This is a genomic window from Pseudomonas sp. SDO55104_S430, assembly GCF_054070595.1.
The window spans coordinates 60,830-80,479 of sequence record NZ_JBSVXG010000006.1; the positions used below are offsets into that span (position 1 = coordinate 60,830).

The following is a 19,650-nucleotide window of genomic DNA, read 5'->3' on the forward strand; positions in this document are numbered from 1 at the left end:
GCTACTAATGTCATCAGTATTGCTGCCTACCAGAACCAAATTGCACCCGCAACCATTAAAAATCCGGATACGACTAGAACAGCGATGGAACCGCGCTTTGCACCTTCTAATGTATGCCCTACACCGAAGTCCATAAGAAGGTGCCGAATACCGGCAACCAAATGGTAAATGAACGCTGAATAAACAAGCCACGCACTGATTTTCCCCACGGGTGAAAACAATATTCTTTTGATGTCATTAAACCCTTCTTCTGAGTCAAGCGACTTACCAAAGGTGTACAGCATCAGAATCAAAAACAGGAAAAGCGCAAGTCCTGATACTCTATGCAAAAAAGATGTAAGCGCCGGAAGTGGGAGCTGAATGGTTCGAAGGTCAAGATTAACCGGCCGTTTCTTTTTCATTTCTCACTCCAATTAACGATACTGGTTTCTTAAAGTAGCCAGAAAATCATCGAGATATTCAGGAGGCTATGATTTATCCAAAGTGGTGTGTGTGCTCCTGTAGCGTATGTGGCACTCCAACGCTAAACAGACCATCCTCTTTGATCCATAACTGAGTAGACTCATAAGCCCTTTGCACCAGTTGATCTGTCTGGTTGAAGTCGAAGACGGACGTGTCCAGAGGACACAGCGGCGGAACTACGTGTATAGCCGCTCTAGGGCTATACAACTCAATATCCCGCACCAACTGGCGCATACTCATAAGATTCAACGTGTGCAGGGCGAGTGCCACCAATCCTTTGGGTGGGCTGGCACTCGCGCATACAAGCCCTGTTGGCACTACGATCACTCGTGTTGCCCCTAAGACCATTGCACTGGCGATCGGTGTGTTGCTAGCGACACCGCCGTCAACTAAAAACTTCCCACCGATCTGCACCGTCGGGAAAACCAAAGGGATCGCTGCGCTGGCGAGCAACGCTTGCTCTGCATTGCCACTGGACAATAACTCCTCGGCACCGGTCAGCAGATTTGTGGTGACAATATGCAGAGGCAATTCCGTTTCTTCGATCAATTCAACGGGTAGCGATCGACGTATTAGATCTTGCAAAGCCGACGTGCTGAGCAGGTGGCCACGCCCACGCAGAATTCCCATCACGGTGTCTGTCAGCGAAAACGGAAATACATCGGTCTTGCGTAAACCCCGCCAGAAGTCCACGAGTTCTGACACCCCTTGGGCATTGGGTCTTGCAGCAAAATACGCTCCATTGATCGCGCCCACAGAAGCACCCACCACCAAATCGAATGTCACTCCTCCTTCAACCAGAGCTTGCAACATGCCAACCTGGACAGCGCCAAGGCTTCCGCCACCGGCAAGAACGAGTGCAGTTTTTTCAGTGGGCAAGGCAGACCTCCGACCTGGTTAGGAGCCGATGATGCGATACAATCTTCTTTGAATATTAGCCTGTCTTGCTCTATCAAACCGCCGTTAATAGCTTTGGTCAAGGAACTTTAAACTACTCCCAGGAAGTTTAGTGAGTGAATGAGCAAAAAAATGAAAGACAAAACCCACATGACGCACTATGAAAAACAGTGCTCAACGATGGCTACGGGCAGAACCCATTAAATTGAAAAGTAAACCGAATCATCCTAGATAGAAACACTGATGCTTTTTTCTCAAAAAACGTCCTCACAAAACCTTCGCTCACCACGTGAATCATTTCAAACTTACGGCCAATGTCGGACAACACTTACGGAAATAGCATTTTTCCAACCGACGCAGAACACAGACATTCAATCTACATTCCGTAAGTTGCCAAAATGGCAACTAAAAAGTTCTTGCAACGAAAAGCATCCTTATGAGACCTTAGCATTAACACATATAAAACCTTGAAGGATGGACGCCATGTCCTACTGTATTAATGTCAGTCATCTTGAAAGAGAAACCATTGTTTCCGTCGAAATAATGGGGCAGAGCGAGGAATTCAGGTCGGTGAGAATTTCCCAGTTTCAGTGTATTGGCTGGCTCTTGAGTATATTTGACCATGCTGAGCGCTTGGCTGCCCATACTGACGGATTTATAAATCCAGAGTACGATCAAGAAGCGCTGGAGCGCGTGGCTGGGTTGGCACCTGAAGAGGCCACACGACTGCTCACCCTGAAAACTATCAACGACCGCTTTGAATACGTGTGGGACATCATTGGAGAAGAAGAACGCGAAGTGGCTAGAGTGATGGATTTTCGCTACTTCGACAATTTCTGGCCTTGTTTCGATGCCTACAGCTTGATTTGGAACCCTAACCCCTCCCCCCTCCCTGGGAAGGAGCTTCCTTTGAAAGTGTCACCGTACAGCCCTTTACCCAAGTGAAACTCAAAAAACCGTGTGCATGTTAAAGGTTGACCCGATGTTTACTGTGCTCGGGCGTATTTAGAACGTCACTGATCACTGCCATCTTCAGCCCAACCTCCACTTTGCCCTGGGATGGACGCTTTAGAAGGCGGTTGCCTCAATTGCTTCAATAGACTCTGCATTGCTGGGGTGAGCTCAAACCAGTCTCGATAGGTCACACAGAGGTGGCGACGAGCCCATTCATCTTCAATGGCCAATGTTTGATAGGAATGCGGGCCTTTGTAGTAAGCCGCAGTGCTTCAGGCAATTTGTCACCAAAGTCTCAGACTAGCCAGAGCAAACGTCGAGGCTTGAAGCCCAGCAACTCTTTCGCGCGCGCATTAGAAGCGCCTTGGATTGCTGTAGGGTAAAAAACAGCTTCCTCTCCGGCGGTACACGAAACCTTGTCTGTTGTGAAGAAGCCAAGAGCGCGCTCTCACCTTTTCAGCGATATGTTGACAGCCATTCGCAGACCGGCATCGATTTCCTAAATGTTTACCCCGAGCCTCCACCGGTTCGGCGTGCCGCTCCTGAAGCCTTGAAGCTACTTACAAAAAAAACAGGCCCGCTATGGACCTGTTCTGCGTTGATTATCGAATCGTGCTCGCATCCTGATCGAACAAGAGCTTGCGCGTTTCTTCATCGACAACAGGCGCGGTGTTGATCTGATCGGCCAAAGCGTAGGCACGTTTCGTAGCGCCACGTTCCCCTACTCTCTCAAACCATCGAGCCAAGTGTGGGAAGTCGCCCAGATCTTGTTGCTGCCTTTGATGCGGGACAATCCAAGGGTAGCAAGCCATGTCGGCAATACTGTAATCACCCGCAATATAGCTACGATGATCAGCAAGGTGCTTGTTCAACACGCCATACAAACGAGCGGTTTCCTTGATGTAGCGTGTTCGAGCGTACGCAATAGGCTCGGGCGCGTATTGGACGAAGTGATGGTTCTGCCCTGCCATCGGGCCGAGCCCACCCATCTGCCAAAACAGCCACTGCAGGACCTCATTGCGACCTCGTAGGTCTTGCGGGATGAACTGATGAGTTTTATCCGCCAAATAGAGCAGTATTGCGCCGGACTCAAATACCGATAATGGTTCGCCGCCATCTAACGGCTCATGATCGACAATGGCCGGTATACGATTGTTGGGAGCTATTTTGAGAAACGAAGGCGTGAACTGATCCCCTTTACCTATGTTCACCGGCACGATGCGATAAGGCAGGCCGGACTCTTCAAGGAACATAGTGATTTTGTGCCCATTAGGCGTGGTCCAGTAGTGTAAATCGATCATGATCTGCTCCTTATTGAGCGATCTGAGGGAACATGACTTTACGGGCCTCAGCATCCATTTCAGTCTTGTAATTGTGTTGGGACTTCAGCGCCTCCGCACGCTGTGCAGCCGGTCGCGTATTGATCTCGTCAAGAAGGCGCTTGACGTTCGGCAATTTTTCCCAAGCGTCGTTGCCAAGAATGAACGGTACAGCGCGCGCCCAGCCCCACACGGCCATGTCCACCAGCGTGTATTCATATCCAAGCATGTACGGCAGATTCGCCAAACGCTCATTGATGATTGACCAATGACGCCACGCTTCGAATGTATAACGAGTAACCGCATAGTCCTTCGGCTCAGGCGCGTAGTGTTTGAAGTGCACCGCCTGGCCAGAGTATGGGCCGATCCCTGTCGCTACAAACATGAGCCACGAATACATCTCCCCACGAGATTTCAGGTCATCGGCCGGCAGGTATTTCCCGGTTTTCTCTGCAAGGTAAAGCAACATGGCGTTGCTATCGAATACGACGGTGTCGCCATCGACCAGAGCTGGTGTTTTGGCATTTGGATTGATCTGCAGAAATGCCGGATCGTGTTGTTCCCCTCTGCGTGTATCAACCGGGATTAGCTGATAGGGCAGACCCGCCTCTTCCAAAAACAGCGCTATTTTTGCGGGATTGGGAGACGGGTGATAATAGAACTTGATCATGGTGACTCTCCTGGCAGTGGTCATCAGCGAACGTCGGATTGAGCCAAGGGTGGTAACCCCAGGCTGTTGAGTGCAATTTCGATAGCTTCAGTTACGCAGGATGGATCCGGGCTAACTCGCGCAAGTACCCGAACGCCGAGCAGTACAGAGAGCAGATGATTCGAACCTTGACGGGCATCGATGCTTGCCTCACCACCCAGCTGTTCGTTGTAGACATGCAAGCGGTCTCGGAAAAAATTGCGTATGGCGTCGAGCTCAGTTGCCACGGCCTGACGCAATTCGGGATCTTGCGCCGTCGCTTCGAGGGCAGCATTCACAAGCAAACATCCACGATGAAGCGGATCGGTCAGCGTGCGATTCAACACCTCTGCAAAAAATTCAGTTATGGCCAATCCCGCATTCGGCAAAACCTCCAGCCGGCGAATGCGATCACGCACACTGCAATCAAGATAATGCTCAAGCGAGCGACGGTAGAGGCTGCGTTTATCACCATACGCGTTGTAGAGACTGGGCTGATTCAGGCCAGTGCATTTGACGAGATCTCTCGTCGAGGTGCCTTCGTAGCCACATGACCAGAACGCGTCGACCACCGCGGTGAGAACCTTAGATTCATTGAATGCGCGAGGGCGAGCCATGGGTTAAATATCTTTGCGGGTTTGCAGTGAACCCTAACATAGGTTTTGTATCAGTCGCCATAAAATAAAAAGAGACGAAAAAACTCATTCACACTCATCCGCGGTAGACCGTTTGAGTACATTTTTCTGGTTAGCGCGTTGTCCATCAGGTACTTGAACAGCCCGTCGTTGGACGTCTGGCCATCGATGAAACGCTGGCCAGTGCGGGCGACCACGGCCTGCTGGATCAAGGTCTGCTCGTAGAATCCGTCCCCCAGGCGCTTGGCGCTTTGATCCGGGTCGTAACCGAGGTTGGACAATAGGTAATCCGAGCTCATGAACTGCTTGAGGTCAGTCAGTACCGGGTTGGTTTCGATCAGGTATTTCTGTGGTTTGGACTGCCCGGTACTGGCAGGTACACCCTGCACGCGGTTGATCGTGAAAGCTGTCGAACGGCCGGGCAGCGATGAGTCGCTGGCATCCCCCGTCGGGACGCTGACGTCGATAGCGCTGGCGCCGGCGCCTTGCTGCTGCCCCTGGCGATCCGCCGTGTTGAGGTTCACGTTGCTGGCCGAGGCCGAGGCATTGTTGGTCGGCAGAATGTCCCGAGGCTGGAAGCCGGGCAGCGTTTGCTGTCGCTGGGTCGGGTTGATGCTGGCACCACCCATGTTCCAGCTTTGCGGCCCCGTTGTGGCGGGTGCAGTTATAAAGCGAAGACCGCAAGCCTATCCCTTGCTGACCAAACCACGTCGATCAGCAAGGGCGGAAGTCAAAAAATACGGGCATCCGAAACATGTTAAGTAAGTGCCATTCAAATCTGTCCCCTTTTCCTTCTCCTTAATTTCATAAAATCGGCACAGCCTTACATACCTCATTAAAATTATTTAATATTCGATATATACGGATCAACCTCAGCATCTATCAGCCTTCTTTGCAAAATGAACAACATTTTCATAGCGGCGTCGGCACTCACCGAGGCATTCTTGGCTTCTTGCTCAGATATTTCATCTTCGCGCATAGCAACCTGATGAGACCCTGCATCATATCGCACGAAAAAACGATCGCCGCGAGCCCATATCTCCATATCACTGAATTGAAATATCTTTTTATCCATGACAATTTCTACTTGAGAATATTAGTTACGGTGTAGCTTCCAGGCTGCACAGGATCTATAACGGCTTCTGGCAATCCCCCAGGGCTGGTAAACCCACCAGGTCTCCAGAAGCTATTCGCACCAAACTCATAACCTGATGGAATGCAGTATCCATCAACACTCTTAATACTTACTAGAACAGGATTATTTCCTAAGCACCCATTATCAAGCCCCAGATACTCCTCTAATTTCGATACATCTCCATTTGCGCGCAATATAGTGGAAAAGGGGACAAATTTATTTTCCCGATCGACCCCTCGACCGTCTACGACTCCACAGATAAACAGATCGCATTTTTTTGCATAAAAATCACTCTCTATGGATGAATAATCACGCCACCGCTAACAATATCTTCTAGTGCTCTTACGGGAACTGCATATGTCGATCCAACTCCCAATGGCCATGGGTCACGAATAAACGCAGCCTCCAGTTCTTTACATACATAATCTATCGGAACCTTACCACCGAGAAAGAACAAGTCAACAAATTGCTCTTTCGATATTTTTTTGATATAAGATCGAAAACCAAGTCTTGCTGCTGGTAATTCATCGCTTACTCTCCGCAAATGACTTTATATATGAGCAACTTGCGCATATGCGACACCCTGCGAGATTAATGCCTGCAAAATGTCGCCCAACTTCACCTAATTAGCCATTTAAAATCCTTCATACCCAGCTTTGTTCAGCAACTCGGCACCGCGAATCAAACCTTACTGATACCAAGTCTGATTTTTGACAGACGATACAGAATTAATTTTACTAATTAACGTAGCGCAATCTTTACCAAGAACATAGCAATCGATAAGTGCTTGCTCAACTGATCGTGCGTCAAAACGTGAAAGATTCTGTAAACTCTCTATTCTGTCAATTGTGATGCCTATTTCTCTGAGGTGAGCTTGACCATGCTTAACTATGCCGTCGGTTATTCCAACTTAACGAGTGACGCCATCAATAACGCAGTTATAGACACAAGTCTTTCCGCCTATAGAGGCCACCTCACCTGCGCCTTTTGCTTATTCAAAATCTCAATAATTTCTTTGAAGCGAACTCAGCTGTACTCTCGCCTAGAGTATATGAATCCACTAAGCGGCTCCAACTCTCGTTTAGAGCCTTCCGCGCAAACGCATTCGATATCAATTTTATTTATAGCCTGGTTTTTTCCGCCCAGTGCATCAAGATTTGTCGCTACAACTTCCAGACTTTCCAGATCCAACTCTGTTGGATCACGATCAAGATAATATCGAATCAACACCGAACCGTTTTCATTATACCCGACAGCAACAGCTCTAATTTCAGGATAGATTTCGCCGAGGAGCGCAATCCGAAAACATGCCACGAGCCAATCAGGTAATTGTGCAGTAAATAGCATTTCAATTCCTCGCATCTGGAACAATATGGGCACCATTTTTTCCATAGTGAATCTGGCCTCTGGTAACTGACTGCCCTGTCCGTCCGTCTACCCCTATTGGCCTTCCAAAATCCACAATTGGGTTACCACGAGCCCCGACGCCAACAACAGGATATTTACCGCTGTGAACTCCTCCCAAAAGCTCCGCAGGGTCGACACCATCGTTAAAATAACTACGCCCTTCCTCAAAATTATTGTGACCTTTGATATGTTTACCCTGCTGCCCCATATGTATATTTGTCGGAAGATCGGTGGGGACGGGGAGCTTGATTATCTCCTTTGAACCTTCAGCATTTCGCACTGCCGCCGCAGCATCCGCCGTCGCACCTACCTCCTTGGCAGCAAGACTTCCAAATCCTCCCACACCCAGCGCCGTGCCGCCAGCCGCCGCAGACCCAAAAGACACCTCAACAGCTGTTATACCCAGCTCGGTGCAAGCGGCCAGATTCACCCCACAAGCCGCCAGTAATTCCGGACCAAACAGTATCCCGCCAGCAACGACACCACCAATTGCCGAAACGGTACCAAGATGACTCTCATCACCGATTTTTTTGCCGTAGTTCGCACGGCACACATCCGCCGGCAGACCACTGCAACTCTGTGTCGCATACTCTCTGTAGAGCTTATCGGCATACACGCGACTGCCCAGCTCATTGTTCTCCACCGCGTTTCGACCAGACTGAGCCCCCGCCACCGCTCCACCGAGGTCACCATCCACCGCGCCCCCCACAAAGCCTGCCGCCAGCGTCGAGAGCGCCGAGATCGTTTGTTTCTGCGCCTCAGTCAGATCCTCACGCTTGGTGTTTGGGTACAGCTGGGCCGCGATCAGCTCACCCGTGACAGCTCCCGCTGCACCTGCCGCTGCAGAGTTTCCTTGAGTCTGAGCGACGATGGCACCCAGTACCGCCTGAGCCATGATGCGAGCGGTGTCGTTACCTTCCGTTGATTTTTTGATGATGTTCGCCAAGTACGGTGCCGATGCACCTGCAAGGGCTGAGCCTATGTCACCCCCGGCCAACCCTTGCAACGCAGCTGATACGGCTTGAACGGCGCGCTGGTAATCCCCGCCCGTGCCGTACTTCTTCATCACATCCTTATACGCCTTCGCTTCTTGCACCTGAGCCAGGGTAGGATTCTGGTTCCCCTGACGAGCGAGCTCCTCTCGCGCGGCCTTATCAGCTTCGAGCTGACCCTGAGTACGCACGATATCCGACACTTGAGTACCGATATCACCAATCAACTGCACCTGCCGTAGCCGGTTCTGTTCCTTCTCCTTATCAAAGATCGGGCTGATGCTGTCGTTGGCATGTTCAACGTCTCGGCTCAGAGTGGCCACATCCTGCTGCTGTTTGGCAGGATCGCGAATCTCGAGAGTGCCGTTGGAAATAGCGGATGAGGTATTACCGCTGGCACTGTCCCCATGGTTGAAAGCGATCAGCATGCCGCTGGGCATGTTGCTGGTGAAACCGTCAGTGCCATTGCTGCCACTGCTGACACTGGCACTTTGCAACGAGCTTGTGTACTCAGCTTTGTTCTTAATGTCACTCCAACCAAGTGTTCCCGTGCTCAACCGATTCTTGTCAGCGTCTGCGGTGCTGGCAATGACGCTGCCATCGAGCTGGGTGTGGTTACCCACATTCACTTGATAACCGCCCTTGCCGCTGAACAAGCCGGTTTGCTCCTGCACACTCAGGTATTTGGAGTCGATCGTGCTTTTGCTGACGCTGAGGTTGGCGCTCCCCCCCGTACCGATGATGGCGACACTGGCGCCGCCACTGACATTGGTTTGCTTGGATTTGTAATCGTCGGAGTCTTGCAGGCTTTGTAGCGTAAGGTCGCGGCCGACGTTGGCAATGATCTGGTCCGCGCTGACTTGTGCCCCTTTGAGGGTGGTGTCTCGTCCACTGATCAGGCTGACTTGCTTACCCGCATCCAGCGTTGTTTCGGTCCAAGTGGTACCGTTGCCTTTTTCACTACCCGTGCCCTTGTTCGCATTGGCGAAAATACTTAGGCCCCCGCCATTGGGGCCAACACCGATGCTGGCACCTATAGCACCACCACTGCTGCTATTCTTACCGTCAAGTTTTTGCGTATTGGCTGCAGCTTCCAGACGAATATCACGCTCAGCAGCCAACAACATTTCGTTGCCCGCCTGAAGCTTGCTGCCTTGAATGCGGATGTCCCCATCAGCACCTGGAATGCCGTTACCGGCAGCTATGATGGTGAGATTATTACCGCTGGTCAGGCTACTGCCTTGGCTGACCGTTTGCTCCTGAGTCTGCTTGGAACTGGATTTCTGCGAGCCAAGGGAAACACTGATACCCACAAACTGGCCTGCATTATCGTCGGTCATTCCGCCGCCCTGCTGCGCGGCTTGCCATGCCTGAACACCTGTCAGACCAGCTTTGACACCTTGCAACGCAGCGAGACGACTATCGTCCTCCTCCCTGGCTTGCTTGGTCGTCTGGTAAGCGGAGTCGACCGCACTGCCCACGGTTCCGGACAATGCCAAGGTCAAGCCACTGCTCTTGCTCTTGGAAGTTTGTTCGCTCCTGTTATTGGTTTCGGCTGCAAGAATGCTGACGTTCTGCCCGACGAGACGAATATCCTTGCCCGCAATAACGTCGGAGCCTTTGATGCTCAGGTCCTTGCCGGCCTCAATATTCACGGTGCCAAGTACGCTACCAACAGTGCTGGCCCGGTTGGTTTCGAAGCTGCTGGTCGAGGTGTTCTGATTGCTGGCCGAGCCCAAGGTGAAACCAATCCCACCACTACTCAACAAGCCGGATTTTTTCTTCGACGTTGAATGGCTTTCTTCGAAGGTTTCAGTTGCGCCATCAATCGCCACATTGCGCCCAGCAATTAAGCTGGTGGAGTTTGTGGAAGCGATGTCGCTGGCTACTACGCTAATGTCCTTCCCCGCATGCACGACCACAGAGTCGGCACTTATGGAGGAACCCTGCTGCGTCGTGGAGCTGCTGCTATCGATGCGCGTCTTCTGGCTGCTGGACAACCCTGAGTGGCTGGTCTTGGTCTTGCTGTAGTAGCTGTAATCGGTGTTCTCAGCACTCTCCAGGTTCAGGTCGCTACCCGCATACAGATAAGCTTCATCCCCCGCACTCACCCGGCTGGCGATCAAGGCCAAATCCTTTCCAGCACTCAACGCCACGCTCCCACCCGCCGTCACACTGGTGGAAACCTGGCTGACATGATCCTCCTGACTCGTCACCTTCCTGGTCTTGTTATACGAGTGCTCTTCATCCGCCGCCGACGCCAACGTCAGGTCGCCGATAGCGCTCATGCTCACATCGCGCTTCGCGTCGATCTGGCTGGCGATGGCTGTGATGTCACGACCTGCATTGACCTTAAGGTCCTGCCCCGTATCAACGATCGAGCCGTACTGCTTAATGCTCTCATTGGTATACAAACCACGCTGGCCACTGACAACTTGCTCGGCTGACACGAGATTGACGTCACGTCCGGCAGTGATCGTGGTATCCGCGCCGCTTTTCAGCACGCCACCGTTGTTGTTGATATCGCGCCCTGCATTGATGGTCAGATTATTGGCCGCTTCAATACGCGCAGCACTGTCAACGAAGTCGGTGCGCTCCGTGCGATAACCACTGCTGCTTTCGTGGGTGGTGACCGTACGCTCGTTGATCACATCTCCATTGGTGGTCGTCAGCGAGACATCTTTACCGGCGATGACGCCACCGGACTTGTTGATCAGGTTGTTGCCTGCCAGCAGGTCGAGCCGATTGCCCGCTTCGACCAGGCCGCTGTTGACCAGGTCATTGCCAGCGCTTGCCGACAGGTTGTTGCTGGCCTTCAAAGTACCGGCGTTGTTCAGATCCTTGCCGGCGATCAGGGTGACGTCGCTACCCTGGATCAGTGCGCCGTTGGCGGCCAGACGGTTGTTGGCGTTGGCAAGATAAAGCACCGGCACCAGCACCTGTTCGCCGTTCACTTCGGCGGTTTCCATCCAGACGATGTCGTGGGTCAGCGCCGCCACTTGTTCGGAGGTCAGACTCACCCCTACCGACAGGTTGAGTTCGTTTTTGCTGGTTAGCGCGTTGTCCATCAGGTACTTGAACAGCCCGTCGTTGGACGTCTGGCCATCGATGAAACGCTGGCCAGTGCGGGCGACCACGGCCTGCTGGATCAAGGTCTGCTCGTAGAATCCGTCCCCCAGGCGCTTGGCGCTTTGATCCGGGTCGTAACCGAGGTTGGACAATAGGTAATCCGAGCTCATGAACTGCTTGAGGTCAGTCAGTACCGGGTTGGTTTCGATCAGGTATTTCTGTGGTTTGGACTGCCCGGTACTGGCAGGTACACCCTGCACGCGGTTGATCGTGAAAGCTGTCGAACGGCCGGGCAGCGATGAGTCGCTGGCATCCCCCGTCGGGACGCTGACGTCGATAGCGCTGGCGCCGGCGCCTTGCTGCTGCCCCTGGCGATCCGCCGTGTTGAGGTTCACGTTGCTGGCCGAGGCCGAGGCATTGTTGGTCGGCAGAATGTCCCGAGGCTGGAAGCCGGGCAGCGTTTGCTGTCGCTGGGTCGGGTTGATGCTGGCACCACCCATGTTCCAGCTTTGCGGCCCCGTTGTGGCGGGTGCACTGCCCTCTTGGGCGCTCAGACGGAACAGGCCGTTCTGACCGGTTGGCAGTGCGAAGCCAGGCAACGCCAGCGGGTTGACCTGCTGCTGGGCCAAGTCCGGCGGCAACTGCTGGTTGAGGGTGATGCGCGTGGAGAACTGGCTGCCGGCAGCACCGGTGCCGGTACGCGGGCCACTGCCGATGTAGCTATAGCCAGGTCGTACAACGCTGTTATCGATGGTGTTCTGGGCGTTGATATTGACCGCGCCTGCGGCCTGGATCACAGCGGCGTAGCTTTGGTCTCCACCGGCAATTTTTCGGGTGCTGCCCAGCTCCGGTAGCTCCGCTTCGGTCATGCCGATGAAGTTGGCCATGCCACCCTGTATGCCACTCAAATCGTTGGCGTTGTAACCGCTGCTTTCATACCAGTACTGGTCGGTGAAAGCCTCTGCGGCGCTGTACCAGCCACCTGCGTTGCTGGTTCGCTGCGACCTGAAGATCCGGGTGGTCTCGGTATCACCGGTTTCCACGCCACTGTTGGTCAGGTTGACCAATGTGGCGTTGAAGTTGCCGGCGGTAGCGATGGTGCTGCTCTGATTGAGCAAGTTGCCGCCATTGAGGCTCAGGTTGCCACCGGCGGTGATGCTGGAAGCAGCGCTCGCTGCGGTGACTTCGAGTTTTTCGCGCTGCACGATCTCCCATACGTGGTTCTGCTTGCCGCTGCAGTCGCCGGCGTTGACCCCTTCGATACAGGTGATTTCGCCGATCCGGGCAGTGTAGATACCCGCGTTGTTGACGGTGAGCACGTCCCGGATGTTCTGGATCGTGCTAGCCGCAAGGAACATGCTGCCATCGCTTTGAAGCGACGAGGATCGGTTGATGATGCTGTTGGCCAGCGCGCCGCTGCCATTACGATCGATCGTCAGATTGCCGAGGCTGTATACGTTGGCGTAGCTGTTACTGAAGTCGGCGACCCGCAGCGACATGTTTCTGCCGCTGAAAATCAGGCCGCCGGCGTTGGCCAGGTTACCCGTGGTGAGCGTCAGGTCAGCTCCGGCAGCCGTGGTGCCGGAGTTACTCACTCCACCCGCGTTGATGATGAGGGCGTTCTTGGACGTCAGTCGTCCAGCGTTGTACAGCTGGCCGCCGACATTGAGCGTGGTGTCGCCACCGCCTGCGATGCTGGAGTTGACGGTGTTGAGGTTGACCTGAGCGGCGTTCAGGCCCAGGTTGCCCTGGCTACTGACACGCCCGCCGCCCCAATAGGTTCCGCTCAGACCGAAGTTAAGGGTGCCATCACTGGCAATCAAACCTTCGTTGTACCAGTTGACGCCACTGCCGACGAAACTGGTGGAGCCCAGCAACTGGCCGCTGGCAGTCTGGGTGAAGTTGTTGACGTTTACGCTTAAGCGCCCGGCCTGGATCACACTGGTGTTGGTCCAGCTGTTGGTGCTGATCGTCAGTGCGCCACGAGTCACGATGCCGCCGCCGGCGTTGATGACGTTGTTGGTGGAGATATCGAAGGTGCCGGTGCCGACGTGCAATAGACTACCGCCCGCGTTGAGGAAGCTACCGGCACCGAGAGTCAAATCGAGGTTGGCGGTTTCCAGCGTGCCGTTGCGGTTGTCGAACAGTCCACCGATCTGGAAGCTGGTTTTGCCTGCTGTGCCCAGAGCGCGCAGTTGACCAGTCTGGTTGTCGAGACTGGCAGCCTTGATGGCCAGGGTGGTGTCACTCTCGATGATGCCCAGCCGGTTATTCAACGCACCGGTCAGGGTCAGGTCGATCTGTTGGCCAGCAATCTGGCCATCGTTGTCGCCGCTGTTATCGAAGTTGTTGCCGGTGACGTTGACCTTGCCTTTGGCGTAGAGGCCGCCGTTGCGGTTGTCAAAATCGCTGGTGGCGATGATCGCATCGCCGCTTTGGGCCGAGATACGCCCACCGTAGTTATCGAAACCGCCCAGCGCGTTCAAGTTCAGACGCTGGGCCTGAATGACCCCGCCCTGGTGGTTGTTGTTCAGGTCGTAGCCGTTTCTCAGCACACCGGTCAGACGCGCGGCGAATGCCCCTTGCAGCGCGGCAAGTACGCCGCCGCGGTTGTCGAGGTGACCCGCGTCAATAGACAGATCGCCGTTCTTGGCGAGGATCCGGCCGCTCTGGTTATCGATATCGCCAACCGTTTTCAGGGTCAGCGCGCCCTGGCTTTGCAGGGTTCCCTTAGCGTTGGTGAAGCTGTCAGCCTGCAGTTGCAGCTCGCCGTTCTGACTGTAGATCAGGCCGTCGGCGCTGTTCTGGACTGTGCCCGGCGTGGTGATCGTCAGCTGATCATTGGCCGCGATGGTGCCGTGATTACGATTGTCCAGGCCACCGGTCAGCAACGTCATCAGGTCCTGGCTGGCCAGTTGACCGCCCTGGTTGTTCACCTGGGTAGAGCGCTGCAATAGCAATGGCCCACCGCTGGCGAGCTTGCCGTTGGTGTTGACCAAAGCGCCGAGCAAATCAAGGGTCACCGCGCCGTTACTGATGTAGGTGCCGCCGGTGTTATCCAGCGTCGTACCAGTGAAGCGCACATCCCCGATGGCGTTGATCGTGCCACCCGCGTTGCCGAGGGAGATTGCCTGCATCGCCAGGGTCGCGCCGCTGTCGATCAGACCGCCGGCGGCATTGTTCAGCGTACCGCTGAGGGTCAAGGTCTGGGCACCGCCACTGGAGAGCACGCCGCCGCTACTGTTATCCAGGTTCGTGGCGTTGACGTTGAGTGTCTTCAGGCTGGCGAGTGCCCCGGCAGTGCTGTTGAGCAGCTCACCACTCAAGGTCACATCGAGGCTGCCATTGTTGCTCGACAGCGTGCCGCTGTTGCGGTTATCGAGGCTGTCGGCAGTGACCACCAGACCCTGTGAGCCGGAGATCAAACCGTTCTGATTGAGGACTTTACCGGCGTTGACATTGAGCAGATTGCTGCTGATCAGTTTGCCGGCACTGCTATCAAGATTGCGGGCGTTGATGTCGAAACTTTGGCTGCTGGAGATTTCCCCCCCGCGATTACTCAAATCACGCAGGTGCTTGAGACTCAATTGGCCGGTCGTGGTAATCAACCCGGCGTCGTTGTTCAGGTCGGCGGTGGCTGCACCAAAGTCAATCGCGATGGCACTGCCCAGCAGCACGCCACTCTGGTTGTTCAGGCCGTTGCTGCTGATGGTCAGGCCATCGTTGGCACTAATCAATCCTTCGTCCTGGTTGGTCAGCATCCCTTCGAGATTCAGCGACACGTCGGCCCGACTGGTAAGTGTGCCGCCGCTGTTATCCAGGCTGGCGGCCTTGACGTCCAGAGCCGCTGCGGCGATCAAGCCTTTGACGTTGGTCAGCGCCTGTTCGATGCGCAGGGTCACGGCCTGATTGCTCAGCAGTTTGCCGTTACTGCTCTCCATGTTGCGGGCCGCCAACGTGAAAGCCTGGGCACTGGAGATTTCACCGCCGGTGTTGTTGACGTCGGAAAGATTCTTGAGCATCAGCAACGGCGCGCTGATCAGGCCGTTCTGATTGTTCAATTGGCCCTGGTTCAGATCCAGCGTCAGCGACGTGTTGCTGAACATCTGCCCGCCCTGCTGGTCCAGGCCTGTGACGTTCGCGTTCATCGCGCCGGTACTGGCGATTCGACCGCCGCTCTGATTGGTTACCTGAGTAGCGCTCAGGTCCAGAGTATCGCCGCTGTTCAGTCGACCGTTGAGGCTGTTATCCAGCGAGCCGGTATTCACAACGACAGCGCCTTTGCCGCTGATGTTGCCATTGCTGTTGTTGATGCTGGCACTGTTGAGCATGAGGCCGGCGTCGGTAACGATCAGCCCGCTCTGGTTAAGCACCACACCAGTGGTGGTCAGGGTCAACGGCCCGGCTGCGGACAGGCCGCCAAGATTGTTCGTCAGGCTGGCCGCGGTGACATCAAGCGAACCTTCGGCACTGATCAGGCCCTGAGTGTTGTCCAGGTCGCCGGAAAGCCCGATGTTGAGATTTTTCTGGCTCAGCAGCGAACCGCCGGCGCTGTCGAGACTGTGTCCGATCAAGTTCAGATCGGTCTTGCCCGAGAGCAGCCCCTTGGTGCGGTTGAGCACTTCAGCGACCGTCAGGGTCAATGCGTCCAGGGCAACGACCTTGCCGCCATCGCTGTTGTCCAGACGGTTGCCAACCAGGTTCACATCGGACTGGCTCGACAACTCACCAGCGCGGTTGTCGACCGAGTCGACGTTCAGTTGCAGCGTGTTGTTCGAACCGACGAGACCACCGTTGCGGTTGTCCAAACGGGTGCCGGTCAGGGTCAGGGCACCCGTGGCGACCAACTCGCCCTGTTGGTTGTCGAGCGTGGCGACGTTGGCAACAACATCTGCCTTGCCGGCAATGTAGCCATTACTGTTGTCGACGCTGTCGGCACCGAGTTTCAGATCACCGTCGGCGATCAGCACGCCGCCGTGGTTGACGAATTGTCCATCCAGCGTCAGATCAAGAGCATCGCGGCTGCTGATCAGGCCATCGCTGTTATCCAGACGGGTGCTGTGAATGTCCAGGGACTGGGCGGAAATCAGGCCCTTGATGCTGGCCAGCAGTTGTTCGATGCGCAGAGTCACACCCTGATTGCTGATCAACTTGCCGTTGCTGTTATCGACGTTGTGCGCGTCCAGCGTGAACGCTTGGGCGCTGGAGATTTCACCGCCGGTGTTGTTGACGTCCTTGAGGTTTTTCAACACCAGCAGTGGTGCGTTGATTACGCCGCTCTGGTTGTTCAACTGACCCTGATTCAAGTCCAGGCTCAGCGAGGTTTTGCTGAACAGTCGCCCTCCCTGCTGATCGAAACCGGTGACCAACGCAGTCAGCGCCTTTTCACTGGCAATCTGGCTATTCGCACCATTGCTCACCTGTGTCGCATTGAGATCCAGAGTGTCGCCACTGATGAGGCTCCCGCCCGCGGTGTTATCCAACGCGCCGGTGGTGATAGCTGTCGCGAGTTTGCCGCTGATCGCGCCACCGAGGCTGTTATCCAGACTTTGACTGGTGAGGGTCAGGCCACTGTCGGTGGTCAGCGAGCCGCTTTGGTTGATCAGCGCGCCGCTGGTAGTCAGGGCCAGCAGACCGGCGCTCGACAGTTCACCCCGGGTGTTGTCGAAGCTGTTCGCTTGAACGCTCAGCTTGCCCTCACTGCTGATCAGGCCCTCGACGTTGCTCAGGGCGTTGTCCAGGCGAATGTTCAGCCCCTGCAGGGAAACGAGATTGCCACCGCTGTTCTCCAGGCTCTGGCCGACCAGCGTCGTGCCTTGCTCGCTGCGCAACAAGCCCTTGGTCTGGTTGATGATGTGAGCAACGGTCAGGCCCAGTGTGGTGGTGCCCAGCACCTTGCCGCTGTCACTGTTGTTCAGGCTTTGGCCGTGGAGGCTCACATCGACGGCGCTGGAGATTTCGCCGCCACGGTTGTCGATATCGTCGACAGTCAGTGTCAGCGCTTTTGCCGAGGCGACCAGGCCGCCGCTACGGTTATCAAAGGTCTGGCCGGTGTGCGTCAACATGCCCAGGGCCGTCAGTTCGCCCTGCTGGTTGGTGAACTGAGCCACTTTGGTGGTCAGATCGCCCTCGGTGAAAATGCGACCGCCGCTGTTATCGACGCCAGTGGCTTGCAGGCGCAGCGGTCCTTTGGCGGTGAGGATGCCACCGCGGTTATCCAATTGCGTACCATTGACGGTAACCGCCGCTTTACCGTCGAGCGTGCCCCCTCCACGGTTATCAATCTGGCTGATCGTCAGTTGCAAATCCTTGCTCGCACGAAGCTGGCCGGCACGGTTGTCCAGCGAGTCACCGCGAAGGGTCAGGCGATCTTTGCCGGTGATGTTGCCGTTACGGTTGTCCAGAGTGGCGCTCTGCACATCCACAGCACCTTTGGCGCTCAGGTCGCCGTTCTGGTTATCGAACAAACCGGCGATGCTCGCGCTCAGGCTGCCATCGCTGACAAGGCTGCCGTCATGGCTGTTGTCCAGACTCGCCGCAGTAATGTTCACACTCCGGCCGGAACCCAGCACACCGTTCTGGTTGTTCAGGGTGCCGATCAAACCGATGTTCAACGCCACATCGCCGGTGACCTGCCCATCGCTGTTGTCCAGTGACGTGCCACTGATGCGGGTACTTCCCGCGCTGGAAACTTCCCCGTCGTGGTTGTTCAGGTGGCCAACTGTCGCCGTCAGATTGCCGTTGCTGGAGAGCAGGCCTTGAGTATTGAGAATTTGCGTGGCGTTCAGTTGCAGCGAGGTGTCACCGGACACTGCGCCCTTGTTTCGGTTGTCCAGAGTGGTGGCGGTGACTAGGCTATTCTGCCGGCCGCTCAAGGTACCGCCCTGGTTAGTCAGGGTTTGCGCAGCGGTGACCGTCAGGTTGCGACTGGCAACCACGCTACCGGTATTGTTGAGATTCTGTGCGCTCAAGACGGCATCGCCATTGCCATTGCGACTGTTGTCGGCATTGACCCCGGCTTCAATGATGCCGTTGTTGCTCAACTGGCCACCGGCACTCAAGCTGATACTGTCCCGAGCCGCAACGCTTTGCTGCACAGCCAGATTGCCCTGAGTCTGAACATTGACCGCGCTACCGTAGACCGGCCCCTGTGCGTCCAGGCTGGCGGCTTTGACATTGACCGCGTTGGTGGCAGCGGTCTGCGCCAGGCTCAAGTGCCCATTGGCATCGATCTGTATATCCCCACCACTGGCCGCCAGATTGCCGGCCAGTTTCACCCCGACCCCCGCCTCGGTGCCCACCAGCTTGATCGCCCCGGCGTACATGCCGCCCAGTGCCGAGGAGTCGATGGCCAGTTGCGGCTTGGCACTGCCGTCATCGACGCGTGCGGTGGCACTGAGAGTCTGGGCATTGACGTCGTTGCGACCGGCGATGATGGTCAGGTTTTTCGCCTGGATCTCGGCGTTGATTTTTGCGCTGCGGGTGATGATTTCGAAGCTGTCGACGTTGTTGGCGTTCAGCCCGGCGCCGTCGATGGAGACGCTGCCCTGATCGACCTGGAAACGATCCACGCGACCGCTGCCATCGAGTACCGGTTTGCCGGTGGTCAAGGTCACGCGCGGGGTGTTGATGAATCCGCAGCCGTTGCAGCTGATGCCGTAGGGGTTGGCGACGATGACGCGGGCCGACTGCCCCGCCACTTCGGTGTAACCGCGCAGCTGGCTGGGGCTGCCGCCGACCACTTCGTTGAGGATGGTTTGCGCCGCGACCCCGTTGGTGAGGTTGGGGTTGCCAACGATGATGCCGCCCAGTTGCGTCGTACCGGTTTGTCCGGCGACGTTGTTGAGGATGACGCCCGAATTGCCGACGTTGTAGTCGACGAACTGGTTATGCGACAGGCCGCTGCCATTGGGCGTGGCGATGTTGACGATCGGCACGCCATTGCCCGCCTGACCCAGGCTGGTGCCCGGATTGGCCACCACGATGCCTTCGGCCTGCGCCCACACCGGTTGCCAGAACATGACGTTGGCCAGCAGAAACGCCAACCCGCGCTTGGGCATGCCCCAGAAATGCTCGCGGTTTTTCACCACGG

9 protein-coding genes and 1 pseudogene are annotated in these 19,650 nt (G+C 55.4%); 1 reads left to right on the forward strand and 9 read right to left on the reverse strand.

All coding sequences use genetic code 11. From position 1 onward, the window contains the following. Positions 1-26: 26 nt before the first annotated feature. Entirely contained in the window at positions 27-401 is a 375-nt protein-coding gene (sdhC, locus tag ACW9JE_RS02135; RefSeq protein WP_457431729.1) for a succinate dehydrogenase, cytochrome b556 subunit, read from the reverse strand. Positions 402-474: 73 nt separating this feature from the next. After that, positions 475-1,341, reverse strand: a complete 867-nt coding sequence (locus ACW9JE_RS02140; RefSeq protein ID WP_457431730.1) for a patatin-like phospholipase family protein — start codon at positions 1,339-1,341, stop codon at positions 475-477. Between the two features lie 501 nt (positions 1,342-1,842). On the opposite strand from ACW9JE_RS02140, the gene ACW9JE_RS02145 reads away from it, so the two are divergent. After that, on the forward strand, positions 1,843-2,304 hold the full coding sequence (locus ACW9JE_RS02145; RefSeq protein WP_457431731.1) for a hypothetical protein: 462 nt from the start codon (positions 1,843-1,845) through the stop codon (positions 2,302-2,304). A 611-nt stretch (positions 2,305-2,915) separates the two neighbouring features. Here ACW9JE_RS02145 and ACW9JE_RS02150 read toward each other — a convergent pair. The 7 genes and pseudogenes from ACW9JE_RS02150 to ACW9JE_RS02180 form a co-directional block, all read right to left on the reverse strand. Further along, a complete protein-coding gene (locus ACW9JE_RS02150) occupies positions 2,916-3,614 on the reverse strand; it encodes a glutathione S-transferase N-terminal domain-containing protein (RefSeq protein WP_457431732.1) in 699 nt (232 codons plus the stop codon). 10 nt (positions 3,615-3,624) lie between these two features. Continuing rightward, positions 3,625-4,302 carry a glutathione S-transferase family protein gene (locus ACW9JE_RS02155; protein ID WP_457431733.1) on the reverse strand — a complete coding sequence of 226 codons (678 nt, stop codon included), beginning with the start codon at positions 4,300-4,302 and terminating at the stop codon, positions 3,625-3,627. Positions 4,303-4,325: 23 nt separating this feature from the next. Beyond that, on the reverse strand, positions 4,326-4,937 hold the full coding sequence (locus ACW9JE_RS02160) for a TetR/AcrR family transcriptional regulator (RefSeq protein ID WP_457431734.1): 612 nt from the start codon (positions 4,935-4,937) through the stop codon (positions 4,326-4,328). Between the two features lie 122 nt (positions 4,938-5,059). Continuing rightward, positions 5,060-5,362: pseudogene (locus ACW9JE_RS02165) on the reverse strand (hypothetical protein); the annotation flags it as partial. 434 nt (positions 5,363-5,796) lie between these two features. Continuing rightward, positions 5,797-6,030 carry a hypothetical protein gene (locus ACW9JE_RS02170; protein ID WP_457431735.1) on the reverse strand — a complete coding sequence of 78 codons (234 nt, stop codon included), beginning with the start codon at positions 6,028-6,030 and terminating at the stop codon, positions 5,797-5,799. 1,086 nt (positions 6,031-7,116) lie between these two features. After that, positions 7,117-7,437: a colicin gene (locus ACW9JE_RS02175; RefSeq protein WP_457431736.1), complete on the reverse strand. Its 321-nt coding sequence runs from the start codon at positions 7,435-7,437 to the stop codon at positions 7,117-7,119. Between the two features lies 1 nt (position 7,438). Beyond that, positions 7,439-19,648, reverse strand: coding sequence for a hemagglutinin repeat-containing protein (locus ACW9JE_RS02180; protein ID WP_457431737.1), 12,210 nt, complete (start codon positions 19,646-19,648; stop codon positions 7,439-7,441). Positions 19,649-19,650: the final 2 nt, after the last annotated feature.